This is a genomic window from Amycolatopsis sp. CFH S0740, assembly GCF_004522315.1.
Classification (GTDB): domain Bacteria; phylum Actinomycetota; class Actinomycetes; order Mycobacteriales; family Pseudonocardiaceae; genus Amycolatopsis; species Amycolatopsis nivea.
Genome location: NZ_SDLS01000016.1, coordinates 135,313 through 158,837 on the forward strand (window position 1 = coordinate 135,313; position 23,525 = coordinate 158,837).

General features: G+C 65.8%; 20 protein-coding genes. 12 read left to right on the top strand and 8 right to left on the bottom strand.

The annotated features are described in order from the left end of the window. Positions 1-242: 242 nt before the first annotated feature. A complete protein-coding gene (locus EIZ45_RS25920; RefSeq protein WP_037816910.1) occupies positions 243-1,640 on the bottom strand; it encodes an FAD-binding oxidoreductase in 1,398 nt (465 codons plus the stop codon). Then, entirely contained in the window at positions 1,631-2,353 is a 723-nt protein-coding gene (locus EIZ45_RS25925; protein WP_043829523.1) for a DsbA family protein, read from the bottom strand. Before EIZ45_RS25925 ends, EIZ45_RS25920 begins: the two co-directional genes overlap by 10 nt. 348 nt (positions 2,354-2,701) lie before the next feature. On the opposite strand from EIZ45_RS25925, the gene EIZ45_RS47400 reads away from it, so the two are divergent. The 3 genes from EIZ45_RS47400 (at position 2,702) to EIZ45_RS25935 (ending at position 5,780) form a co-directional block, all read left to right on the top strand. Continuing rightward, the gene (locus tag EIZ45_RS47400; protein ID WP_255443398.1) at positions 2,702-2,833 is read left to right on the top strand and encodes a hypothetical protein; all 132 of its coding nucleotides are present in this window, start codon (positions 2,702-2,704) and stop codon (positions 2,831-2,833) included. Further along, positions 2,830-4,203 carry an NAD(P)/FAD-dependent oxidoreductase gene (locus EIZ45_RS25930; RefSeq protein WP_304571906.1) on the top strand — a complete coding sequence of 458 codons (1,374 nt, stop codon included), beginning with the start codon at positions 2,830-2,832 and terminating at the stop codon, positions 4,201-4,203. Before EIZ45_RS47400 ends, EIZ45_RS25930 begins: the two co-directional genes overlap by 4 nt. 71 nt (positions 4,204-4,274) lie before the next feature. Then, positions 4,275-5,780: a PucR family transcriptional regulator gene (locus tag EIZ45_RS25935; RefSeq protein ID WP_037817285.1), complete on the top strand. Its 1,506-nt coding sequence runs from the start codon at positions 4,275-4,277 to the stop codon at positions 5,778-5,780. A gap of 40 nt (positions 5,781-5,820) precedes the next feature. On the opposite strand, the gene EIZ45_RS25940 is transcribed toward EIZ45_RS25935, so the two are convergent. Beyond that, positions 5,821-6,723 (bottom strand): bifunctional methylenetetrahydrofolate dehydrogenase/methenyltetrahydrofolate cyclohydrolase, encoded by a 903-nt coding sequence (locus EIZ45_RS25940; protein WP_051171849.1) that lies wholly within the window; start codon positions 6,721-6,723, stop codon positions 5,821-5,823. Positions 6,724-6,993: 270 nt separating this feature from the next. Here EIZ45_RS25940 and EIZ45_RS25945 point away from each other — a divergent pair, with 270 nt between their 5' ends. The 8 genes from EIZ45_RS25945 to EIZ45_RS25980 all read left to right on the top strand — a co-directional run bounded on the left by EIZ45_RS25945 (position 6,994) and on the right by EIZ45_RS25980 (position 17,896). Beyond that, complete coding sequence (locus EIZ45_RS25945; RefSeq protein WP_037817287.1) at positions 6,994-9,441, top strand: FAD-dependent oxidoreductase; 2,448 nt, start codon at positions 6,994-6,996, stop codon at positions 9,439-9,441. Beyond that, complete coding sequence (gene purU / locus EIZ45_RS46215; protein ID WP_037817289.1) at positions 9,438-10,292, top strand: formyltetrahydrofolate deformylase; 855 nt, start codon at positions 9,438-9,440, stop codon at positions 10,290-10,292. The genes EIZ45_RS25945 and purU overlap by 4 nt, the downstream gene beginning before the upstream one ends. Positions 10,293-10,403: 111 nt before the next feature. Continuing rightward, on the top strand, positions 10,404-10,793 hold the full coding sequence (locus tag EIZ45_RS25955) for a cupin domain-containing protein (protein WP_063697534.1): 390 nt from the start codon (positions 10,404-10,406) through the stop codon (positions 10,791-10,793). 287 nt (positions 10,794-11,080) lie between these two features. Then, the gene (locus EIZ45_RS25960; RefSeq protein WP_037817292.1) at positions 11,081-11,932 is read left to right on the top strand and encodes a xanthine dehydrogenase family protein subunit M; all 852 of its coding nucleotides are present in this window, start codon (positions 11,081-11,083) and stop codon (positions 11,930-11,932) included. Beyond that, positions 11,929-12,435: a (2Fe-2S)-binding protein gene (locus EIZ45_RS25965; protein ID WP_037817294.1), complete on the top strand. Its 507-nt coding sequence runs from the start codon at positions 11,929-11,931 to the stop codon at positions 12,433-12,435. Before EIZ45_RS25960 ends, EIZ45_RS25965 begins: the two co-directional genes overlap by 4 nt. After that, positions 12,432-14,852, top strand: coding sequence for a xanthine dehydrogenase family protein molybdopterin-binding subunit (locus EIZ45_RS25970; RefSeq protein WP_051171848.1), 2,421 nt, complete (start codon positions 12,432-12,434; stop codon positions 14,850-14,852). Before EIZ45_RS25965 ends, EIZ45_RS25970 begins: the two co-directional genes overlap by 4 nt. 426 nt (positions 14,853-15,278) lie before the next feature. Beyond that, a complete protein-coding gene (locus tag EIZ45_RS25975; RefSeq protein WP_205673408.1) occupies positions 15,279-16,613 on the top strand; it encodes an APC family permease in 1,335 nt (444 codons plus the stop codon). After that, positions 16,613-17,896 carry an NAD(P)/FAD-dependent oxidoreductase gene (locus EIZ45_RS25980; RefSeq protein ID WP_037817297.1) on the top strand — a complete coding sequence of 428 codons (1,284 nt, stop codon included), beginning with the start codon at positions 16,613-16,615 and terminating at the stop codon, positions 17,894-17,896. Before EIZ45_RS25975 ends, EIZ45_RS25980 begins: the two co-directional genes overlap by 1 nt. A 72-nt stretch (positions 17,897-17,968) precedes the next feature. On the opposite strand, the gene EIZ45_RS25985 is transcribed toward EIZ45_RS25980, so the two are convergent. The 3 genes from EIZ45_RS25985 to EIZ45_RS25995 all read right to left on the bottom strand — a co-directional run bounded on the left by EIZ45_RS25985 (position 17,969) and on the right by EIZ45_RS25995 (position 20,680). Further along, complete coding sequence (locus tag EIZ45_RS25985) at positions 17,969-18,454, bottom strand: (2Fe-2S)-binding protein (RefSeq protein ID WP_037817299.1); 486 nt, start codon at positions 18,452-18,454, stop codon at positions 17,969-17,971. Further along, a complete protein-coding gene (locus EIZ45_RS25990) occupies positions 18,451-19,326 on the bottom strand; it encodes a xanthine dehydrogenase family protein subunit M (RefSeq protein WP_037817301.1) in 876 nt (291 codons plus the stop codon). The genes EIZ45_RS25985 and EIZ45_RS25990 overlap by 4 nt, the downstream gene beginning before the upstream one ends. Positions 19,327-19,465: 139 nt before the next feature. Continuing rightward, positions 19,466-20,680, bottom strand: a complete 1,215-nt coding sequence (locus EIZ45_RS25995) for a CdaR family transcriptional regulator (RefSeq protein WP_037817417.1) — start codon at positions 20,678-20,680, stop codon at positions 19,466-19,468. Positions 20,681-20,754: 74 nt separating this feature from the next. Here EIZ45_RS25995 and EIZ45_RS26000 point away from each other — a divergent pair, with 74 nt between their 5' ends. Then, the gene (locus EIZ45_RS26000) at positions 20,755-21,978 is read left to right on the top strand and encodes a CdaR family transcriptional regulator (protein WP_043829521.1); all 1,224 of its coding nucleotides are present in this window, start codon (positions 20,755-20,757) and stop codon (positions 21,976-21,978) included. A gap of 21 nt (positions 21,979-21,999) precedes the next feature. On the opposite strand, the gene EIZ45_RS26005 is transcribed toward EIZ45_RS26000, so the two are convergent. Together EIZ45_RS26005 and EIZ45_RS26010 are read right to left on the bottom strand one after the other, a co-directional pair. Next, entirely contained in the window at positions 22,000-22,350 is a 351-nt protein-coding gene (locus EIZ45_RS26005; protein WP_037817305.1) for a cupin domain-containing protein, read from the bottom strand. Positions 22,351-22,383: 33 nt separating this feature from the next. After that, a complete protein-coding gene (locus EIZ45_RS26010) occupies positions 22,384-23,466 on the bottom strand; it encodes a S9 family peptidase (protein WP_276323840.1) in 1,083 nt (360 codons plus the stop codon). Positions 23,467-23,525 lie beyond the last annotated feature (59 nt).

Below are 23,525 nucleotides of genomic sequence, written 5' to 3' on the forward strand. Positions count from 1 at the left end.
CCATTCCCCGCTGAACCCGGTTCTCGCCGGCTCTGGAGAGGGCCGGGTTGCGTGGAAGCGCACACTTGCGGACGCCTGCCCGTTGGAACTTGGCTCAATACCAACAATCTGCCACCGTCCTGCGGATGGAGCCTTCCAGTTGAGGCGATTGCCGAGCCCGTGTTCGAGGCTTGCCGGCACCGCTGTTGCGATCGCCGCCTGTCGCCGTGCAGCGACGCGGCCGGTCAGTCCGGAAACGGTGGTCAGACCCAGGAGGTCGGGTCTAGCCGGGTCAGGCCGGCGGTCACCGGACCGGTGCGCCGCCCGGTGTCGCTCGCCTCTTCGGTCCGGATCAATGCCAAGCGGACCAGTTGACCACCGAGGAAGCGGATCGGCTCCGGTGGGAGCCATCCAGTGGGGAGCCGGGTGAGGCCGCAGTCGCTCCACTCGTCGTCGGCTCCGGTCGCAAGACTGGCGAGGATGCGCCCGCCGAGCCGGGAAGGGCCGACGCCGTCGCCTGAGTAGCCGGTGCCTACGAAGACGCGGGGATTGTCAGGCAGCGCGGTGAAGAACGGCAAGGACGTCAGTGAGTACTCGACCGGTGCCCGCCACGACGATATCGCCAGACCGGACAGCTGCGGGAATGAACGCTCGAAGTGGCGGCCAAGCAGCGCCAGATGGGGCACCGGGCCGAACATCGAACTCGCGCCGCGGTCGCGAAACCCGAGGCCGACCCCGCCCTTGCCGAAGAGCAGGCGACCGTCGTCAGTCGTCCGCCAGTAGTTGAGCAGGCGCCGGGAGTCCGAGGCACCGGTGCCCTCCCCTGCAGCTGTTCGGAGTTCGGGGGGAAGCGGTTCGGTGACGAAGTTGTCGCTTGCCGTCATCACCAGGTGCCGGCGGACCCACGGCAGGCTCGACGCCCAGGCGTTGATCGCCAGGACTACCCGGTCCGCGGTCACCACACCACCATCGGTCCGCACCCGGACCGGGCCGGTTCCCTCGATGGCTCGGACCGGGCTCTGTTCGTAGACATCCACACCCAGGTCGGCGGCGGCGCGGCGGAGTCCTCGTGCCAACGCGGCGGGCTGCAGCACTGCGGCGGAGGGATCGAAGGCACCTCCGCGAGCCGGAGAGCCAGCCAGTTCGGCGGCCCGCTCGCGCGAGACCTCGTGCAAGGGAGCCCCGGGCACGTCCGCCAGCGCATCGAGGGTGTCCATCCAGGCGTCGTCCTGGTCCGGGGCGGTCGCAGTCCAGAGCCAGCCGCACCGCCGGATTGACGCGTCAATGGCGTGCGCCCCGGCGAAGGCGATGACGTCCTCGACCGCTTCAGCGGATGCACGGGCCAGGCGCGCACCTTCGTCCGCGCCTGCATGCGCCACTAACGCCGGGTATTTCGGCCAAAGGTTCATCAGGAACCCGGCGTTCGTCCCGCTGGCCCCGCTTCCGCACAATTGCGCCTCGACGACGGCAACGGAGATGCCAGGGTCGCGTTGCTTGAGTTCGATGGCGGTCCACAACCCGGTGTATCCGCCGCCCACGATGCAGACGTCCGCTCGGATCCGGCTCTGGAGCGCCGGACTGCGGTCGTCGTCCTCTCGCAGGGCGTGAGCGAGCCAGTGGCTGGACTGGCTCGCCGCTGTGGGCAGGCTGTTCAGTCGCATCGGTCAACCTTCCCGACCGTGGCCAACGACGTCAGGAGATCGTCGGCCCACTGCGGTTCGTAGGCGACGAACCGCGGGACCCCTCCGTCGGCGGGCGGGGCTGTCCAGTGGTAGTCGACGCCCGGGTTATGCAGCCCGGCAAGATCTTCCGCGGTGAACAGGTGGGGACTGCCCTGGATCTCCGGGCGCCGTGCCGTTCGCCAGTGTTCGTGCACTTCGCGCATCCCGGATCCCTGGCTCAGCGCACGGTCGAGTGCGTCTTGGTTCACGGACTGGCATTCAGCGGCGACGGCGATGATTTCGGAGTGAACGCTGATGCAGCGCTGGTCGGTATAGAACGCGCGGCGAAGGGCCGCGTCCAGCTCGTCGCTGGCGGCCATGCCTCCAACATGCTCCGCCTTGGCGGCCTGGACTGCGGCCATCGCGGGCAGAGTGGTGACCGGATAGGCGTGCTCGTGCGACGTCCACGGCCGCCAACCCAGCTCTGGCCGGAGTCCTGCGATCGCGATGACCTCGGCGTCGATGACCGGTTTCGGCGTCCCTCGCCTGTTGAACAGCTCCAGCGGAAATGCCCGGTGGTCGACGACGAGCGGGATGTCGCGCCGGCTGGCTGCCGTGTGCAGGGTGTCCAGGGCGAGAGACGCCCACGGGCAGCCGATGTCCGACCAAACCGTGACGACCCGCGGTGACGGATGGCGGAGCGGTTCACTCATCAGGCAAGTGTGTTCGACCCTGCTGCCGGAGCTCTTACAGCGAATGGGACAGAACGGCGCGCCGGTTTGTCGTACCGCGACAAAGCACGGAGGTTCGGACGTCGAGGTGATCACCACCGCACCATCCGCCCTGACCTGGTTGTCGTATCGGGAGCACCGCGGGTAAGCCCTTGCAAGGTTCCGTAGATGTTCCTGCCGTTGTGCTTCGCACATACTGGGACAGCGTCTGGAGCGGGCACCGGTGCGCTCGGCGGGGAGGGAGCACCAGATGAGTACCGACAGCGCGCCCCGGCAGGCTTTCTGGTGTGCAGCCGGAAAGCCGGGTCGTTGCCCGCCCAGGGATACGGCATGTTGCGGCCGATCGCCGTTCCGCTCACGGGCGTGACGGGCAGCAGCACCTGGCTGGCCGTCACGTTCGCGGCGCGTCGGCAGCGCGCCGACGACCTGACCCGAGTTGCTCGGACGGCAATCGCGCCATGATGTTCAACCTGTGTACGGCGATTGCCGGCCAGGCCGGCCACCGAGGCGAAGGAGCTCTCATGACCTACGACACGATTGTGATCGGAGCGGGTTTCGCCGGGCTCCGAGCTGCACGTGAACTGAGCGCGGCCGGACAGACTGTCCTTCTGCTCGAGGGCGGCGATCGTGTCGGCGGACGGGCCTTCATGCGGCCATCGGCGACTTCGCCTTCCTTGTTCGTCGAGGCAGGCGGCGCCTACATCTCACGGCACCACCATCCCCGCGTGGCTGCGGCGATCGACGGGTACGGGCTCGGTACTGAACCGGCCGCGCCGGCAACCGTGTTCCGCAACAGGCTGGGCCCCGGGAACCACGACTCGGCGTTTCCGATCCCGATCGAGGAGGCCGTCGAAGCCGAGGCGGCCCTGTATCAGATCCTCCACGACGCCCACCGCATCGACGCCGAGGCTGGTTTGGACCGCCAGGGCCTGGACGACTTGGACATCTCGCTGCTGGAATACGTCGATGCACTGAGGCTTCCTCCAGTCACGCGCCAGCTCGTGCTGTCGTGGGGCTGGAACATGATGGGCCAGCCGCCTGCCGAAGCTTCGGCTTTGTGGGCACTGCAGTTCGTTGCTGCGCACGGGCACAGTCTGCTCAGCGTCGTGCTATCGATCGACGAAGTCCTGGCCGAAGGAACCTCGGCGCTGGCAGCTGCGATGGCCGCCGACGTGCCTGATCTACGGTTGAACGCTTTTGTCAACGCGGTCAGGCAGCGATCGGAGGGCGTGGAGGTGATCGTTGACGGAGACGAGGTCCTCGCAGCGCACGACGTCGTGGTCGCGACGCCCTTGAACACGTGGCGGAACCTCGATTTCGATCCTCCGTTGCCGTCCGCACGGGCCGCATTGGTGGCGGAGGGCCACGGGTGCCGCGGGCTGAAGCTGCTCATCGAGGTCAAAGGTGCGCCGGCGGGGATTTCATGCACAGGCGACGGAGTCTTCCCGACCCTGTACGACTACCTGGCCACCAAGGACGGTGGGCGGATTCTCGTGGCGTTCACCGACTCGAGCTCGATCGATCCCGCGGACGCCGTGGCCGTCGAAGCCGCGGTGCACCACTATCTGCCGGACGTGACGGTGGTCGGGGTCGACTACCACGACTGGGCGAACGACCCGCTGTTCCTCGGCCCGTGGGTGTCGCCGCGAGTCGGGCAGTTCAGCAGGGTCCACAAGGCGCTGGGGGATAAGCACGGCGCAGTGCACTTCGCGGGCTCCGACGTTTCGTTGCGCTTCCCGGGGTACATCGAGGGGGCGTTCGAGACAGCGGACCGGGTGGTGGCCGAAATCCTTGCCGCGTCGTCATCACCGGAGACGGCGAAACCGGCCTGAGCACATGAAGCGGGACCTCGGGGACCAGCTGGCGCCGCTGGTCGGCAGCCGTGGGAGGAACAGAGGACAAGGTGAGCCTGACCGTCGACTCCTTGGTGGAGAATCCGCTCATTCGCACCCGCATCGTCGCGGGGAAAAGTGGCGGTGGCCGGGTCGTTGCCTGGGCGCACACCTGTGAGTTGCGCGACCCCTGGAACTGGCTCGGAAGCGGCGACCTCTTGCTGACGGACGGCTACGGGTTCCCGGCGGAACCCGCGCGGCAGATCGAGTTCATCGACAACCTCGCGCGGGTGGGAATTGCCGGACTGGTTCTCGCCGAGGGCTTCGTCGCGCCGACGCTCAGCCAGTCGGCGAGGGACGCGGCAGAGGAACGCGCGTTCCCGGTGCTCAGCACCGAACGCAGCGTTCCGTTCGTCACGATCGCCCGGCTGGTCGCCGACAGCAACAGCGGTCGGTCCGGCGCGCGGCTGACCTGCGTGCTGCGCCTGTACGACGTCTTGCGCCGTTCCCACCTCCGCGACCGAGACGCGGTCAACCTGCTCGACGACCTCGCGCGAGAGGTCAACGCAGAGTTGCACGTCATCGACGTCGTACGAGGTCGTGAGCTCATGCCGACCCGGGAGCCGATGGCTGAGAACCTGCGCGCTGCCGTACTGGCCAAGGTCAAAGAGCACGCCGGCATGCTTCCAGCGTTCAGCCGGGTGTCGACGAAAAACCTGGAAGCTCTCGTGTTACCGGTCGGCCGCCATGACACCACCGCACTCGTTGCCCGCGCTACGCCTGCCGACGATCTGCCTGACCCCGTGTTGGCGCAGCACGTGGCGATGATCGCCGAAATGGACGTCGAACGTCGATGTGCCAAGGCGTTGCGTACCCGGGAGCGCCGCAGCGCGCTGGCCAGACGGCTCGTGGACGGCGCACTCGCGCCCGAAGCTGCCGTCTCCCAACTCGAGTTCTTGGGTCTGGGCACCGGCCCGTGGCGAGTCGCCATGTGGGAGGCCGTGGCACGAGAGGATGCGGCCGGCCTCGAAGCGGAGCTTGTGGCGCTGGAAGTTCCGAATCTCTACCTTGCGAGCGGCGATGCCCACCTGCTCGTTCTACGGGAAGATGCTTCGCCGGATGCCTTGCAGTCATCGCTGTCGCCCTGGCCGGCAAGGGTCGGCCTCAGCCAGCCGGTCCTGTCGTCCACGCGATTTCCCGATGCTTTCCGAGAGGCGAAGTGGGCTCTCGAAGGTGCGCGCGCGTTGCAGATCGACCTGTCAGTGTATGGAACGCACAGCTCGCATTTCCTGCCTCGCACGGTCGCGGAAGGCGAAGCTGCCGTGTCCAGATTGCTCGGCCCGATCATGGAATACGATGCCAAAAACGACACGCAGCTCCTGCAAACACTCAAGGTCTTCTTCGAGGTCAACCGGTCCTGGCAGGAGGGTGCGAAGCGACTCGGAATACACAAGCAAACGCTGGCCTATCGCATGAAGAAAGTTGAGGAGCTGACTGCCGCGGATCTGCGGGACTTCGGGTGCCAGGCAGAACTGTTCTTCGCGATACGGACGTGGTCCCTTCTTCAACTGGGGTGACCTGGGACGAAATCCGGGCTGTTCGGTGTCAAGCTCACGTTCAGGATGCCGAGCCAGCCGACTGGGGAAGCTGGTCTTGGCCCCACAGGCCAGCGGACCGCTCAGCCAGTTCGACGACATTGCTCAGCAACATGGCCCGCGTCATCGGCCCGACGCCACCCGTCGCGCGCGTCCACTTCCCGGCCACGTGCTCGACGTCAGGATGGACATCGCCCAGAACGCCCTCGACGGTGCGGGTGATACCCACCGACAGGACAGTCGCCCCCGGTTTGATCCAGTGGGGCTTGACCAGGTGCGCAACGCCTGCCGCGGCGATCACCACATCCGCGACCCTGGTGTGCGCGGCGACATCCACGGTCGCCTCGTGGCAGAGAGTGACGGTCGCGTGTTCGGTCGGCCTGGTCAGCATCAACCCGAGCGGCCTGCCCACCGTCGTCCCGCATCCGATCACACAGAATTGCTTGCCGGTGATCGGCACCTGGTCGCGCCGAAGGAGTTCGAGAATTCCTCGGGGCGTGCACGGCAACGTGCCGGGCCTGCCAAGCAGCAAACGACCGAGGTTGGTCGGATGAAGACCGTCTGCATCCTTGTCGGGATCTATCGCCTCCAGCACCACACGCATGTCGATGTGCGACGGCAGCGGCAGCTGGACGAGGAAGCCCGAACACTCCCGATCCTCGTTGAGACGAGCGACCTCGGCAAGCACCTGTTCTTGAGTCGTGTCGACGGGCAGCTCGACCTGGATGGACTGCATCCCGACTTGCGCGCAATCCCGATGTTTTCCCGCGACGTAGGCACGCGAAGCGGGATCGTCGCCGACGAGGATCGTTCCGAGACCAGGACGCTGACCCATGCCGGCGAGCCGATCGATCCGCCCTGCCAGCTCGCATTTGACCTCCTGCGCGGCAAGACTCCCGTTGATCACAGCCGCTGAATGTCGCACTGGGTTGCCCTTTCGTCCGCGTCCGACCTGAGTGAAACATCGCGAAAGAAGACTGTCCGAGGCCGACTGCGACCGGTACTGGCCGATCGCACGACATACGCGGCAGCACTGCATCGATCGTCCGAATCGCGGGCCTCGCGTGGCGGATGAGGTAGCCGGCGCCTTTCACCCTGATCGATCGAACAGGTGCAATGGGCCTGTTCGATCGATCGTCGCATGGAGAGGCGGCAACGCGACCAGCAAAGTGGTGTCCAAGGGAGGGCGGATTTCATGGGACTCAGGTTGCCCGCGCGGGCACAGGTCGTCATCGTCGGCGGCGGCATCGTCGGCGCCAGCACCGCGTACCATCTCGCGCGCCGCGGCTGGACCGACGTGGTCGTACTGGAGAAGAACACAGTGACGTCCGGCACCACGTGGCACGCGGCCGGCCTCGTGACCCAGGCACGCGGGACGTACGGCACGCGCGCGATCGTGCGACGCAGCCTCGAGATCTTTAAGTCCCTTGAAGAGGACACGGGGTTCTCGACCGGCTTCGTCGAGACCGGCACGCTCAACATCGCGACGTCTGCGGCTCGCATCGATGAGTTGCGCCACCAGGCCAGCGTCGTTCGCAGCAACGGGATCGAAGCGGAATTGCTCGACGTCGAGCAGACGATCCGGGTCCATCCGCTGCTGAATCCCGACGGGCTGCACGGAAGTCTCCACTTCCCGCGAGACGGCCGAGGAACCGCGACCGACACGACGATGTCGCTGGTTCGGGGAGCGACGCGCCGCGGCGTGCAGGTACTGGAAGGCATCTCGGCCGTCGACGTGCTCACGTCTCACGACCGGGTCGTGGGCGTCCGTACGGCGCAGGGAGACATCGAGGTGGAGTACGTAGTCAACGCGACCGGACTGTGGGGGCGGGAATTCGGCGCCAAAGCGGGTGTGGAAGTGCCGCTGCAGGCATTGGCGCACTACTACGTCGTCACCGACCTGATTCCGGACTTGCCGCGAAACCTGCCGACGGTCAAAAGCGGCGACGAGTACGCGTACGTGAAGGACGAAGCCGGCGGGCTGATGGTCGGGTTCTTCGAGCCGGGAAGCTACGCCTGGGGCAGCCAGGGAATCCCGGCGGACAAAGGATTCGTGCAGCTGCCCGAGGACTGGGATCACCTCGGCCCTTACTACGAGAAGCTGATCCACCGGATGCCCGTCCTCAAGGACGCGGGAATCCGCCTCCACTTCTGCGGCCCGGAAAGCTTCACCCCGGACGGCCAGTACCATCTGGGCGAAGCCCCGAACCTGCGCAACTACTTCGTCGCCGCCGGGTTCAACTCCGTAGGCTTCCTGTCGGGACCGGGTGCCGGCTCGGTGCTGGCCGATCGGATCGTGGACGGCCGCAGTCCGGTCGACCTGCCCGAAACCGACTTGGGCCGGGTGCAGCGGCACGAGACGAATCGGCGGTTTCTCGAACAACGAGCGCTCGAATCACTGGATCTGGCCTACGAAATCCATTGGCCGTTCCAACAGCGCACCAGCGCCCGCCCTTTGCGGATCAGCCCGTTGCACGGCAAGACCGCGGCGGCGGGTGCGGTTTTCGGCGAGCTGTGCGGCTGGGAGCGGGCGAACTGGTACGCGCCGTCCGATGCGGAGCGACGCTACGAATACACCTTCGAGCGGCAAAACTGGTTCGAGCACTCGGCGGCCGAACATCGCGCCGTCCGGGAACGCGTCGGCGTGATCGACACTTCCTCCTTTGGGAAGCTGCTGGTCCAAGGACGGGACGCGGTGCGTGTGCTGCAGCGGCTGTCGGTGAACGATGTCGATACCCGAACCGGGCGGATCACATACACACAGTGGCTCAACGAGCATGGCGGGATCGAAGCGGACGTCACCGTGACCCGGCTCGACGAGGACCGGTTCCTCGTGCTCTCCGGACCCGCGACGGTCAACCGGGACCTGGCCCACCTGCGGCGGCACCTCACCGATCAAGACTTCTGCACCGTTGCCGACGTAAGCGGGACCATGGCGATGCTCGCGGTCATGGGCCCGGACTCCCGTCGGCTCCTCCGGCAGGTGACGGACGCCGACTTGTCATCGGAAGCATTCCCGTTCGGCGCATCGGCCGAAATCGACCTCGGCCTCGGCTTCGTGCGCGCAACGCGCGTGACGTACGTCGGCGAGCTCGGATGGGAGCTGCTGATCCCCGCCGAAATCGCGCACCATGTCTGGGACGTGCTCTTCGAAGCCGGGCAGTCGTGCGGGATCAAGCCCGCCGGGTATCACGCGATGAACTCCCTGCGGCTGGAGAAGGGCTACCGCAGCTGGGGCCACGACATCTCGGCCGGCGACAACCCGCTGGAAGCAGGACTCGGTTTCGCCGTGAAGTGGGACAAGCCCGGTGGGTTCATCGGCAGGGAAGCCCTGGCACAGGCCAAAACGGCGGGAGTCTCGCGCCGGCTCGTCCAATTCACGCTGACCGAGTCCGACGCGCTCCTCTTCCACGACGAGCCGATCTTCCGGGACGGACATCTCGTCGGCCGCGTCGCGTCTGCTCAGTTCGGCCACACCTTGGGAGCCGCCGTGGCGCTCGGCTGGGTGAGTGCCCCCGAAGCCGTCGCCCGGACCTGGTTCGAGGAAGGGGACTACGAGATCGAGACAGGCAATCGCCGAGTGCGGGCGCGAGCGTCCTTGCGTCCCCTGTACGACCCGAAGTCGGAAAGGCCCAAGTCGTGACAAGTGAAATCGTGTTGACGTTGTCCTGCGCCGATCGGCCGGGGATTGTCGCGGCGGTCGCCGGATTCCTCGCCGACCGAGGGTTCACCATCCGAGACAGCCAGCAGTTCGGGGATGAAGCTACCGGTCTGTTCTTCATGCGGGTCCACGCCGCGGAGGGCGCACCCGTCGATCTCTCGTCGCTGCGCTCGGAATTCGGCTCCGTGTCTGATCCGTTGGACATGACTTGGGCAATTCACGACCCCGGTCACCGTCACCGGCTGCTCGTCATGGTGTCCAAACAGGGCCACTGCCTCAATGATCTGCTGCACCGGGTCCGGACGGGTTCGCTGCGTGCGGAGATCGTTGCCGTGGTGTCCAATCATGAGGATCTGCGACCATTGGTGGACTGGCACGGGATCCCGTTCCACCACGTTCCGGTGGCACCGGACACGAAACAGCGGGCGGAGGACGAGCTGCGGAAGCTCGTGACCGCATACTCTGCGGAGACTGTGGTCCTCGCTCGCTATATGCAGATCCTGTCCGACAGCCTCTGCCGGGAACTGCGCGGGCGTGCCATCAACATCCACCACAGTCTCCTCCCCAGCTTCAAGGGCGCCCGACCGTACTTCCAAGCTCACGCTCGGGGCGTCAAGGTAGTCGGCGCGACAGCCCACTACGTGACGTCGGATCTCGACGAAGGACCGATCATCGAGCAGGGGTTCGCGCCCGCCGATCACAGTCATTCCGCGGCTGCTCTGACGGAGATCGGCAAAGACTTGGAAGCTTTGGCGCTGGCACGCGCCGTGGCAGCGCATGCGGAGCACCGGGTGATGATCAATGGAAACAAGACGGTGGTCTTTCGGCGGTAGGAGGCTTCGCGGAGAGCCGGCTGCCGGGAGATCCGGCGTGACCAGCTTCCAGCGCACGGCCGACTTCGCGCGCCGAGCGCCAACCTGACCACCCGAACGTTAGGGACGACCATGACGATGACACACCTCGAAGATGCCGTGACGACGCAACTTCCCGCGTCTACGCCGAAATCCACCAGCCTGAGCGACCAACGTGAGGCTACCCTCCCCGTCTGGTCCGCAGGCACCGTCGAAACCGGGGTGTGGGAGTGCGAGCCGGGTGTATTTACCACCGCCCGGAACGGTTCCCACGAGATCTGCCAGATCTTGGCCGGTTCCGCCACTCTCACGGGCGAGGACGGGCAAGTTGTCCGCCTGGTCCCCGGTTCCATCGTCGTACTGCCCGACGGGTGGAAGGGCAGTTGGCGCGTCCACGAGAGCCTTCGCAAGACGTATGTGATCGTCCACGTCAGCCGGGACGACGCCGACAATGTCCGATTGGCGGCAAAAAGGCTCCCGTGAGCGAACTCTCCGACGTGTGTGACTTTCTTGCCGCCGAAGGTGCCTGGTCGCGACGCCGGCGGCATCTCAACAGGATCCAGGCTGATCCGGCCCATGGCCCCGTATTTTTCCGACCTGCCCTGCCGCTCGCCGGGATGAAGCGTTGCAAAGACCCATCGACGCGGCAGCAGCTTACCTGAAATAAGCATGATGTGCACAAAGGAGCTTCTTCGGTTGTCATTGTCGGTCAGAGCGCAATCTCTCCAGGTGCGGCACAGTGAATCAGCCGAACCCGACAGGAGGGCGCCGTGAAGCTACCCGCGCTGCGGTACGTCGCACCGCGAACCATCGAACAGGCGTGTGCCCTGCTCGACGCAGACGATGACGCCAAGATCGTCGCTGGTGGCCAGAGCCTGATGCCGCTGCTGGCCATCCGGCTCGCCATCCCGTCGACGCTGGTCGATATCGGACGGATACCAGGCCTGGACCGGATCGAGGAAGCGGGCGACTATCTGCGTGTCGGGGCGATGGTCACGCACGAGAGGGTGATTACGTCGCCCCTTGTGCGCGAGCGGTTGCCGCTGATGATCGAAGCAGGGCGCAACATCGCGCACGTCCAGATCCGGTCGCGGGGCACCATCGGCGGCTCGATCGTGCACGGCGACAACGCGGGCGAGTGGCCGCTTGCGCTGTTGACCCTGGGCGGCGCGGTCGAGGTGCAGAGCGTGCGGGGACGCCGGACGATTCCGGCCGAAGAGCTCTTCCTCGGCCCTTACATGACAAGTATCCGGCCGGACGAGATCCTCACCGACGTGTGGTTGCCGACCCACGCCCGTGGTTGGAGCTTCCACGAGGTGGCGCGCAGGGCGGGCGACTACGGCCTGGCGCTGGTCGGCGTGCGCCTCGAGTTCAACGCCAATACGTGCACTGCGGCGACGATCACCGTGGGCGCGGCGGTAGGGACTCTCCAGCGTGTGACGGCCGCCGAGGAGGCCGTCATCGGGTCCGATGTGGACAGAGATGCCGCCAGATCGGCCGGCGAGGCAGCAGCTGCCTCGTTGTCCTTCATTTCGGACATCCACGGATCCCGTGAGTACCGCGCTCATCTCGTCGCTGGACTTGTCGAGCGCGCCGTAGCAGACGCAGGAGGTCGTCGATGACCACGAAAGCCCAACCCGCCGAGCATCTCGACGTGACGATTCGCGTCAACGGGCGGGAGACCACAACCAGGGTCGCCGCACGGGACAGCCTGGCCGATCACCTCCGAGATCAACTCGGGCTGACCGGCACGAAACTGGGCTGCGAGCACGGAGTGTGCGGAGCATGCACCGTGCTGCTCGATGACAAGCCGGTGCGGTCATGTCTGATGCTGGCAGCACAGGCGGACGGCCACGAGCTGCGCACGGTGGAGGGCCTGGCCGGACGAAGCTCGCTGTCTCCGCTGCAGGAGTCGTTCCGTCGGCAGCACGCGTTGCAGTGCGGCTTCTGTACGGCCGGGTTCCTGATGTCGGCGACGGCACTTCTGGAGCACAATCCGCGGCCTACCAGAGAGGAAGTCGTGGACGGGCTGTCCGGTTGCCTGTGTCGTTGCACCGGTTACGAAAAGATCGTCGAAGCTGTTCTGGACGCGGCGCACGGCAACGCGAACGAGGTCGGCCAATGACCGCAGCTGACCAGACGAACCAGGTGAACGGGCCGCACTCGAAGACACCGCAGGTCGCGGCACGGGCCGTGGGGGCGCGCGTACAACGGCATGAAGACCCTCGGCTGCTGACCGGCCGCGGGCAGTATCTCGCCGATGTGCGGCTGCCCGGAAAGTTGCACGCGGCCTTCGTGCGCAGCCCGGTTGCTCATGCCCGGATCACCGGAATCGACACCAGCGCAGCTTCCGGTCTTCCCGGCGTCCACCTCGTATGGACCGGTGCCGATGCGGCCCGGTTCTGCAGCGGTGTCGAAGGCGTCCTCAACGTCGAGGGCTGCGTTCCGACTGTCATGCCCCTCATGGCCACCGACGTCGTACGGTATGTCGGCGAGTCGGTGGCGGTCGTTGTCGCCGACAGCCGTGCAGTGGCCGAAGATGCCGCCGATCTGGTCTCCCTCGACTTCGACGAGCTGCCGGTCGTCGTCGACCCACTGACGGCCCGCAAAGGAGGCCCGGCCGCCAACGAGCAGCTGAGCGACAACATCGGCCTGCTCGGAGGAGCGACGTTCGGCGACGTCGATACCGCATTCGACGAGGCACACCGAGTCGTGGAGGCGACTTACTACACCGGTCGGCTGGCGGCATTGCCCATGGAGACCCGCGGATGTATCGCCGACTACGACTGGACAAGCCAGAACCTCCGGGTCTGGACGTCGAGCCAGGTGCCGCACTACGTGCGGTACTGCCTGACTGCCTACCTGGAGTTCCCCGAACACCGGGTCGAGGTGCTGACCCCCGACACCGGAGGCGGGTTCGGGCAGAAAGCGCACCTGTACCCGGAGGAACTGATCATCCCGCTGCTCGCACGTGAACTGGGATCGCCGGTCTCCTGGGTCGAGGACCGCCGCGAGAACCTCATGGCGGCGACCCACGCGCACGAGCAGTTCGTCACGATCGCCTACGCCCTCGACGAGCAGGCGCGGATCTCCGCCGTGAGAACCCACGCTCTCGGAGACGGCGGTGCCTACCATTCGGTGCCCTGGTCCATGGCCGTCGAGCCCTGGTGCGCGGCGGCCGTCACGCCGACCGGCGTCTACGACATTCCCGCGACAACCTACGTGTACGAGGCGACTGCTACCAACAAGTGCCCGGTCGGCGCCTACCGCGGAGTCGGATACATGGCCGGGACGCTTGCTCGGGAGGCGCTGGCCGACGAGGCGGCACGGGCGTGCGGCATGTCGCCGTTCGAGTTCCGGCGCCAGAACGTGGTCAAGGGATTTCCCTGGGTCAATCCACAGGGAATCTGCTTTGACGAAGGAAGCTGGCTCGAGACCATCAACATGCTGGAGAAGATGGTCGACTATCCGGCGTTCCTCGCCCGGCAAGCCGAGGCCAGGGAACGGGGCCGCTACCTCGGCCTCGGGTTGAGCGTCTTCGTGGAAAGCAGCGGTGAGAGCACGGCCATGGGAGCCGTTCACGGCCTCCCCGACGTCTATCACGACACCGCGACCGTCCGGATGGATCCCAACGGATGCGCCACCGTCACCATCGGACTGACGACGCAGGGCCAGGGAAACCGGACGACGATGGCCCAGGTCGCCGCGGACATGCTCGGAATCCCGTACGAGAACGTCACTGTGCGGGCAGGCGAGTCGACTTCGCACGCGTACGGCAGCGGAACCCTCGGCAGCCGGGGCGCGGTGGTAGCCGGCGGTGCCGTGAGCAGCGCCGCCCACGTACTGAGGGAGAAGATCATCGCTGTCGCCGCATCGATGCTCGAGGCCTCCCCGGACGACATCCAGCTGGAGGACGGCAGCGCACGTGTCGCGGGCGTACCGGACGCCTCCGTCAGTGTGACCGACATCTGCACGTCCATCTATTTCGACTCCACTGTCTGGCCGGATGGATTCGACCCGGCGATGGAAGCCACGGCTGCCTACGATCCGTCCCGGCCGATGTTCTCCAACGGCGGCCACGCGGTGATCGTCGAGGTGGACGCGTTCACGGGCTTCGTCAAGGTGGAGAAGGTCTACTCCGTGGAGGACGCCGGCACCATCATCAATCCCGACATCGTCGACGGCCAGATTCGCGGCGGGGTGGTCCAGGGAATCGGCGCGGCGCTCTTCGAGAGGCTTGTCTACGACGGCGACGGCCAGTTGCAAACCACCACGCTGCTCGACTACCAGGTCCCGACCATGGACGTCTCGCCTCCGTTCGAGATCGCCCATCTGTGCTCGCCCTCCGCGCACACCGCCTATGGCGTCAAGGGTATGGGCGAATCTGGGCTCATCGCAGCCCCGGCAGCGGTCCTCAATGCCGTGAACGACGCATTGACGCCCTTCGCCGCCATCATCCGAGAACTGCCCGCCACCCCTGAGCGCATCTTCGACGCGATCAGGAAATCCCGTGAACAGCCGAAAGCGCAGTCGGTCAGTTGAGCAGTCGCCTTGACGCTGAGGTCAAATGACCTCAGCGTCAAGCCGAGTGCTCCAGCAAGACCACGAAAATAGTCGAAACGATCAATTTGCGAGCCGTGCCGATCTTTTGTTAAACGTTTACCGGAAGCATCAACTCTTCCGGTGTTTTGCGGCACTGTAGTCGCTGCAATTTGATCATATGCAGACTGCGACAACTTCGTCCGAGGCTTTGTGAGGCTTCGCCGGTGGAATACCCATCCGCAGCGTCAATAGTTATCTCGGTCACTCGAAGCGGTCAGACGGTACCGCGACCGAGATGCAGAGAAGGAGAACCGGATGGATTCACCTCAAACCGGAGCGGAGACGTCTCCCTTGACAGGCGCCGTTGACGGCGGCCAGGACGGTCTCGAAGGCCTCGAGCGCGGCACGTTGAGCATGGGCAAGGCCATGGGACTCGCGATCGTGGTCTTCAGCCCAGTCCTGACTGCGGCCACCGTGGGTTCGTTCGTCGGCGGGGCCGCCGGCTCGTCCGGATGGCTGTCCGCGCTCGCTGGGGCCGTGGTCATGGCGTGCGTGGGGGTGGCCATTGTGCCGTTCGCCCGGCGGTTCGTGGTGTCGGGTGCGCTGTACTCGTACATCGGTCACGTTTTCGGTCGTTCCGCGAAGTTCGTGACCGGTGCCTCGCTCGCGGTCGGCTATGCGGTGGGAATGATGGTGATGCTCGGCGTCCTGGGCCTCTATGCCAGCAGCATGATGTCTTCGGTGTTCGGGTTCTCGGGCGCCACGTCGTTGCCCGGCCAAGTAGTCATCTACCTGGTGACGATTACGACGGCTGGCCTGCTGGCATTTCGCAGTCTCGACACCTCGGTGAAGATCAGCATTTGGCTGTTGATCCTGTCGGCTCCCGTTGTCGTTGTCGTGCTCGTCGCGAATCTGTTCACGCCGGGTTTCGACTTCGGCAGCCAGTTCACGTTCGGTGATTTCTCTATGGGCGGGTTCACTCTCGGTCTCGTTCTCTGCGCAACATTCTTCGTCGGGTTCGAGGCCAGCGCGGCCACCGCCCTGGAGACCGCGGACCCCATGCGCACCGTGCCGCGCTTGATGATCAGGGTCCCGTTGATCGTGGGTGGCATCGCGGTCCTGGCATCGCTGCTGTCGGTGCCTTCGCTCGGCGCGATCGGGGACCAGATCGCCGCGGGCGAATCGCCGATTTCGGCTATGGCACAGAAGTCCGGGCTGGGTTTTCTCGCGCCAGTCGCCGATGTTGCGCTGGTTCTCAGTTCCTACGCCATCGTAGTCGGTTTCCTGAACTACGCCTCCCGCGTGTGGGCCACGATGGCCAGCGAAGGGCTGTTGCCGGCGAGCATCGGACGCGTCCATCGCCGGACTCACACTCCGGCGGCCGCGATCCTCACGATCGGGATTGTGGCGTTGGTCTTTCCCATCGTCTTGAGCGCGGTGACGAAGGCGACGCCGTTCGAGGTGTATCAGTATCTCGCGACGTTGTTCCCCTACTTGTGGGTGCTGCCGTACGTGTTGATCTGCATCGGCTCGATGGTGCTGCTGAGGCGTGCCGGCGAACTGACCGTGGCCAGGACGATCGCCTGCGTGGTCGGGGTCATCGGCATCGGAGGTTCGTATGTCAACTCGATCGTGAACCCGACCGGAACCCCGTTGGACTACATGACCTGGGTAGCTCCGGCGGCGATCGCCGCCATGATGCTCATCATGGCGGCACGGCAGCTGGTAGCACGTCGCAGCGATACCGGAAAAGAGGCGTGATGGTTTACGACACGATCGTTGTCGGTGCGGGATTCGCCGGTCTGCGCGCGGCGCGCGAACTTGCCGCGGCGGGTCAGTCCGTGCTTCTGCTCGAAGGGGGCGATCGGGTCGGTGGCCGCGCGTATCGCCGCCGATCGCGGACTTCCCCGTCGGTGTGGGTGGAACTCGGCGGCGCCTACATCTCACGGCACCACCATCCGCGCGTCGCAGCCGAGATCGACCGCTACAGCTTGCGGACCGAGCCGGCGGCACCGGCTACCGTATTCCAGAACAGGCTCGGTCCCGGTGGCCATAATTCGGCGTTCCCGATTCCCATCGAGGAGGCGGCCGAAGCCGAAGGCGGCTTGTATCGCCTGCTGCGCGACGCGCACCGGATCGACGTCGATGCCGGCTTGGATCGCCAGGGCCTCGACGACCTGGACATCCCGCTGCTCGACTACGTCGAGTCGCTGAAGCTGCCTCCCGTGACGCGCCAGCTCGTCTTGTCATGGAGCTGGAACATGCTGGGGCAACCTGTCTCCGAGGCGTCGGCGCTATGGGCCCTGCAGTTCATCGCCGCACACGGCTATAGCGTGTTAGGAATCGTGTTGTCCCTCGACGAGGTGCTTTCCGACGGCACCTCCGCGTGGGTCGAGGCGATGGCGGCCGACGTTCCTTCGATGCGGCTCGGTGCTGTCGTGAATGCGATCAGGCAACGACCGGAGGGAGCGGAGGTCGTGATCGACGGCGGCGAACTCCTCCACGCCCGCCACGTTGTCGTCGCCACGCCTCTCAACACTTGGCGCAACGTCGAGTTCGATCCGCCGTTGCCCGCCGGACCGGCCGCGGTGGTGAAGGACGGACACGGCTGCCGGGGGCTGAAGCTGCTGATCCAGGTGAGCAACGTGCCGGCCGGGATGTCCTGTACCGGCGACGGTGTACTGCCGACCCTCTACGACTACCTGCCCGCCGAAGACGGAGGCCGAATCCTGGTGGGGTTCACCGACTCCAGCTCGCTGGATCCTGCCGACGGCGAAGCCGTCGCTGCCGCGGTCAAGTACTACTTGCCCGAAGCCGTCGTGACGGGAGTGGACTACCACGATTGGTCTCGTGATCCGTTGTTTCTCGGTCCGTGGGTGTCGCCCAGGGTCGGCCAGTTCAGCAAGGTGCACAAGTCCCTGGCCGATCCGCACGGCGCAGTGCATTTCGCGGGATCCGATGTTTCGCTGCGCTTTCCGGGATACATAGAGGGTGCGCTGGAGACAGCGGATCAGGTCGTCGCGGAAATCCTCGGCCGGACCTGATTGTTTCGTGTATGAGAAAACGGGCCACCGCAACCGGGGGCCCGTTTTCTCATACACGATGAAAATGGCGTATCAGCTGTCCTCGTCACGCCGCTGCAAGGCGAGCTCGGTCGCCTCGACGATCTGCTGGTATCCAGTGCACCGGCACAGATTTCCCGAAATCGTCTCTCGGACCTGCTCGCGGCTCAAGGATGCCCCGCTGTCGTACACCGGTTTCAAGGTCATCAGGAAACCGGACGTGCAGAACCCGCACTGGAGCGCGTGGCATTCGGAGAACGCCTCCTGCAAGGGGTGCATATCGGACCCACTGGACTCCGCGAGGCTCTCCACCGTCTGAACCTCGCAGCCGTCGGTCTGGACGGCCAGCGTGGTGCACGACCGCACCGGCTCGCCGTCGAGCAAGACGGTGCACGACCCGCACACGCCGTGCTCACAGCCCACCCTGGTGCCGCGCAGGTGCAGGTCATGTCGGAGGAAGTCAGACAGAAGACGGCGCGGTTCGACCCGCTTTTCGTACGTCTGCCCGTTGACGACCACAGTGACGTCGTATCCGTTCACAGAGTGCTCCTCGCTCGGCTGGCAGCGGTGTTGACGGCCCGGCACACCATTGCCGTGATGATGTGCCGGCGGTACTCGGAGCCGCCGTGCAGCGTGGGCATCGGTTCGAGGTCCGCGCTGGCGAGATGCCCGGCCGTCTGCGCGTCCGACGACGTGACCGACGTGCCGACGAGGGCGGCTTCCGCCTCATCGCGCCGGGTCGCCGTGGCACCGCCGCCGAGTACGGTGATCCGTGCTCGGGTACAGATGCCTGCCTCGTCGAAGGTCAGCACGCTCGCCGCGCCGCCCACGGCGTAGTCGCCGTGGCGGCGGGCGAACTCGGTAAAGGCGCAACCTGTGCGCGCCGGCAACCTCGGAACCTCGACGTTCACGATCATTTCGTCCGGGTTCAGGGAACTGACGAGATGACCGACCGCCAGGTCTCCGACCGCGAGGTGACGGTCATGATCAGGTGATTTCACCGTCACCGTCGCGTCGAGGGCGAGCAGGACGACCGGCAGTTCCGCCGACGCATCGGCATGTGCCAGCGATCCGCCGATAGTCCCGCGATTGCGGATCTGCGGATGTGCTATCCAGCCCGCGGCCTCGCGGAGCAGCGGTATGTGTTTGGCGATCGTGGAGGACGTTTCGAGGCGATGGTGCCGGGTAAGCGCACCGATCCGGACAAAGTCGTCGTCAACGACGATGTCGGACAGTCTCGGGATTCGGTTGACGTCGACGAGCAACGAGGGGCGAGCCAGCCGGAAGTTCATCAGCGGTACGAGGCTCTGACCGCCGGCCAGGAGCTTCGCGTCTTCTCCCGCCTCGCGCAGGTGACTGACTGCGCTCTCCACGGAATCGGCGACGGCGTAGTCGAACGACGGCGGCTTCATAGCGGCGTCCCGATGGCCGAACTGTTCATGCATTCACTATGACTCGCTCGCAGCCGCTCACGCTCCACAATGCACGACAACGACCGTGCCGTCGTTGCGCACATCTGAGTATCGCCTGGCTGCTCGGTCCTGGCGTCGGTCAGATCCGGACCACCGGACCGACCGGCGATGTAGTGCTTGATATCGCTCGTAGGGCGGTGAGCAGCCGCAGCGCGACAACGAGTTCGTTGCGACGGCTGATGACATCCATGCCGAGTCGTTCTTCGACAGTCCGCAGCCGATATGCGACGGTGCGTTCGTGCACCTGCAACTGGGTTGCGGCCTTCGCGGCATTGCAGCCCGCCGCGAAGTACACCCGCATGGTCTCGCACAGAAGTTCCGTCCGCGGGTCGCTGAGGTCGAGCGGGCCGAGCTCTTGGGTGACCAGGTCACGGGTGGCTTGCAGGTCGCGGAGGAACAACGCCTCCAGTGCGATGTCCGCGTAGTGGGTGACCGGGGAATTCGTCAGCCACCCGACACGATAGGCGCGCCAGGCTTGATGATGGGTTGTGCGGAAGCCCGCCAGTCCGGCCGCCAGCCTGCCGAAGGCGACCCCGGTGCCGATAGCCGGTACGAACCCGGCGCGCAGACGCTCCTGTGCCGACATGTGGTCGTCCAGTGCGAACCAGGCCAGAGTCGTTGCCGAGATGCTCTCGACCGAGAGAACCACCTCAGTACCAGCCGCGGTGGCGATGTCCTGGATGGTGCGTTCGGGCCGGTCGCCCCAGACCACGGCAGCAAGGTGGGTCGCGGCCAGCGGATAGGCGACGTCCGGCAGCGCGTCTGTTCGGCCAGCGATGAGCTCTCGCAGCGCCGAGCGGAGCCGCCGATCGCGGGACTGGAAGAAGAACCGGCGCTGCTCGTCCTGGTAGGCCCGCACCACGGCGGAGACAACGGTGTCGTTCCAGCGGAAGTGGAACTGCGACATGTGCTTCTGGACGATCAACTGCTGGTCCGGGTCCGGGATCAGTGACGCCGTTTCGGTCAGTACTACGTCCCAGATCACGGCCTGCGCCACGCGATAGGTCTGGATGAGACTGTTGAGATCGAGTCCTGCCTGGGCGGCGCTGCGCGCCTCGCTGGTGGCTTCGCGGATCACGTCCTCGTTTGGCTCCGGCGTGCCGGAGATGCCGTCGCTGAACGACTGCAGTGCGGCGGCTATGCGCTCTGTCTCGTGGACGCTCAATGCCGGGTCGAGGTCGGCCGCGTAGGTCGGAACCTTCTCGCGCAAGCGGCGGCGGACCAGTGCCGTCAGCTCCGGCAGCCGTTCGGCCAGTGCGCGGCTCGTGGCGCGGATAGGGTCGACGTCGAACACAACCTGCAGCGTAGTTGAACCCCGGACCGGTCCGAGCCTGTGCTCGGCGTTCACGCAGGTCCTAGGATGCGAACGTGTCGATTGAATCCGGACTTCGGCAAGTGACCGACGCGGTGCGGGAACGCGTACCCGAGCTGTACGACGTGATCCGCCGGCGGTTGCAGACCGAGCCAGCCGAGTACAGGCTGGCCGGCAATGAGCAGTTGTCGGTGGCGGAGTCCGAGGCAATCACGGCGTCGCTGCGCGACGTGCTCGACTACATCGCCGTCGGCAGCGCCGGATCCGTCCGGGCCTCCAACGAGGCCCTGCGCGAGGTGCGGTTGGCCGCTCGTGCCGGGATAAGCCTGCCGCTGTTCTTGCAGGCCTCGCGTGTCGCGCAGTCAGTGACCTGGGATTTCGTGCTCGAGGAGGCGCATCGCCTGCTTGAGGACACTGAGGAGCGCGTAGCGGTTCTGCGCCGCGCCAGCGCACACCACTACGGGTGGAACGAGATCATCTCGGGTGCCATTATCGAAGCGTTCGAGCAGGAGAGCTCGGTCTACGCGCTGCAGAGCCGCGAACGGCGCAAGATGTCGACGCTGAACGCGCTGCTCGCTGGCTTGCCGGTGGATACCGCAGAACTCGAGTACACCTTCGACGGCCTTCACCTGGCAGCTCAGGTATGGGGCGCGCAGCCTGACGCGGTTGCCCGGTTGATCGGGGTCAAGGAGGGGCGTCGGCCGTTGCTCGGCGTGACCGCGCAGGGCGACAGCTACGTATGGTTGCCGTGGTCGGCTCGGCAGGGCAAGCCGTCCGAGCGGCTGGCCGGCATCGACTGGCCTGCCGGCGCGAGAGTGGCGTTCGGTGCTGTTGGTGCAGGGCTCGAAGGATTCCGGCTGAGCCATCGGCAGGCGGGCGAGGCGCGAATCGTGGCCGAGGCACTGGGGCTGGCAGAGGTCTGGTACGACGACGTCGTGCTCGAGACCTTGGCGATGCACGATCTGCCTGCGACGCGCGCATTCGTCCTGGACGAGCTCAAGCCTCTGGGCGACGTCTTCGACCCGGACAATGTGCTGGTCGAGACTCTGCACATGTACTTCGCGGTCGGCGAGAACGCGGTGGCCACTGCCCAGCGACTCGGTGTGCACAGCCGGACAGTCGCGTATCGGCTGCGCTCCGCGGAGTCCAAGATCGGTGCCGAGGCGATGCATCGAGAAGAGCTGCCGATCGCACTGCGGCTGGCCAAGCTCGTGGCGTCGATCGGCCGGGATGAGCCGTCTTCGACGACCGATCCCAGCCTCCCGACGCCCGCGCTCTGAATCAGTTTGCCGACTGTCTTGTCAGTCCACCAAGAACCACACTTCCTTGAAGGGAGTGTGGAAGGTCCAGGTGGATTGATGTCCCTTGGGCAGCAGCGCCAGGTCACCGGTGGTGAGCTCGACCGCTTCCTGGCCATCGAGTGCGATGCTTACCGACCCCTGCAAGACGTAAATGATCTCGTTCGAGGTGAGTTCATACGTAGTGGTCGACGGCTGGCAGGCGAATACGCCGGTGGCGAACGCCGGGCCGACGGTTTGCTCGAAGAGGGTGAATCCGTGCCCATGAGGGTTGCCGTCGAGGACGGTGACCCCCTCCGGCTGCCACACTTCCAGCGGAGCTTCGGACGTCGTAACGGAACGGATCGCGGTCATCGGCGTAGTCCTTTCTCGGCGTACTTGGATGGGCTATTTGACGAGCTGGTCGTGGATCCAGTCGGCCATCGCCAGTCGGGGTCGCAGTCCGAGGTTGTGGCAGCAGTGATCGCCTTCGTTCTCGACCACGATGGTGAGCGGTGCGTTCGTGACGTGGTTGCGGACAGTGTCCACAAAGCTGAGCGGCACCTCGTCGAGCGCTCCGTGCAGGATGTAGGTGGGACAACGGAGCTTGCCGAGAACATGGCGGGTCTCCGTCGCCTTCTGGACGTGGTCACGGGCCTCGTCGAGGGTCTCGACCTTGCTCACGTATCGCCAGCTCTCCTTGGTCATGGGCGTTTCGGCCTCCCAGGAGTCCATGTCGGAGAACCCGCCCCAGCTGACACAGGCGGCGATCCGGTCGTCGCAGGCGGCGGACTTCAAGGCGTAGTTTCCGCCAAGACTTCGGCCCAGCACGCCGATCGCGGCGGCATCGATGTCGTCCCGGTCGGTGAGGTAGTCGACCACCGCGGAGGTGAAGCGTTCGAAATCTCCTGCCAGGGCCCGGGAATCGAACGTTTCTCCCTGGCCCGGACCGTCGAACGTCACGGTGGCCATCCCGCGCGCAAGCACGAGATCCTCCATGTGGCGGCTCTCCTCTTTGGTGCTTTCCAAGCCGCCAAGCATGATCACCGCAGGATGGGGCGCCGGCCGGTTCGGCGTACGGACGTATGCCCGCACCGGGACGCCGTCGATGACCAGATCTGCTTCGTGAGCAGGCGGGTCGAGGAGAGGCGCGGCCTGGCGGTACAGCGCGGCCTTGCGCTGCTGCGCCACGCCGCGCTCAGGCCCGAACCAGAGGAATTGGCCGTACTGGGCGGCCAGGGTGCCGAGGTAGAAGTACTCGCCAGCCGAGAGGTGGTGCCCCTCGGAGAACGCCTTGTTCGCGAGCTCCTCGTACTCCTTGGAGCGGCCCAGCCAGTAATTGAGCCAGCTCATCCCCTTGGGGCGGTCACGGGCTCCGATGAGGTCGGCGAACGGGACGCCGTCGAGGAGGAGGCGACCCCAGTTCAGCATCTCCTGCTCCGGGGTGAGGCTCTGCTGGTCTGAAGGTGCGGCGTCGTCGGTGGCGGACACGGTGCTCCCTGGGTGAGTCCTGTGAAGTGGAGTGGGCAGAAGGTCTGCCTCCGCCATTG

What these genes read in the sequence shown, in the direction of transcription:
- EIZ45_RS25945 (WP_037817287.1), top strand. Translation starts at nt 6,994, where the DNA reads ATGGGACTCAGGTTGCCCGCGCGGGCACAGGTCGTCATCGTCGGCGGC.
- EIZ45_RS47400 (WP_255443398.1), top strand. Translation starts at nt 2,702, where the DNA reads ATGTTGCGGCCGATCGCCGTTCCGCTCACGGGCGTGACGGGCAGCAGC.
- EIZ45_RS25955 (WP_063697534.1), top strand. Translation starts at nt 10,404, where the DNA reads ATGACGATGACACACCTCGAAGATGCCGTGACGACGCAACTTCCCGCG.
- EIZ45_RS25930 (WP_304571906.1), top strand. Translation starts at nt 2,830, where the DNA reads ATGATGTTCAACCTGTGTACGGCGATTGCCGGCCAGGCCGGCCACCGA.
- EIZ45_RS25965 (WP_037817294.1), top strand. Translation starts at nt 11,929, where the DNA reads ATGACCACGAAAGCCCAACCCGCCGAGCATCTCGACGTGACGATTCGC.
- EIZ45_RS25980 (WP_037817297.1), top strand. Translation starts at nt 16,613, where the DNA reads ATGGTTTACGACACGATCGTTGTCGGTGCGGGATTCGCCGGTCTGCGC.
- EIZ45_RS26005 (WP_037817305.1), bottom strand. Translation starts at nt 22,350, where the DNA reads ATGACCGCGATCCGTTCCGTTACGACGTCCGAAGCTCCGCTGGAAGTG.
- EIZ45_RS25925 (WP_043829523.1), bottom strand. Translation starts at nt 2,353, where the DNA reads ATGAGTGAACCGCTCCGCCATCCGTCACCGCGGGTCGTCACGGTTTGG.
- EIZ45_RS25975 (WP_205673408.1), top strand. Translation starts at nt 15,279, where the DNA reads ATGGGACTCGCGATCGTGGTCTTCAGCCCAGTCCTGACTGCGGCCACC.
- EIZ45_RS25990 (WP_037817301.1), bottom strand. Translation starts at nt 19,326, where the DNA reads ATGAAGCCGCCGTCGTTCGACTACGCCGTCGCCGATTCCGTGGAGAGC.
- EIZ45_RS25970 (WP_051171848.1), top strand. Translation starts at nt 12,432, where the DNA reads ATGACCGCAGCTGACCAGACGAACCAGGTGAACGGGCCGCACTCGAAG.
- EIZ45_RS25920 (WP_037816910.1), bottom strand. Translation starts at nt 1,640, where the DNA reads ATGCGACTGAACAGCCTGCCCACAGCGGCGAGCCAGTCCAGCCACTGG.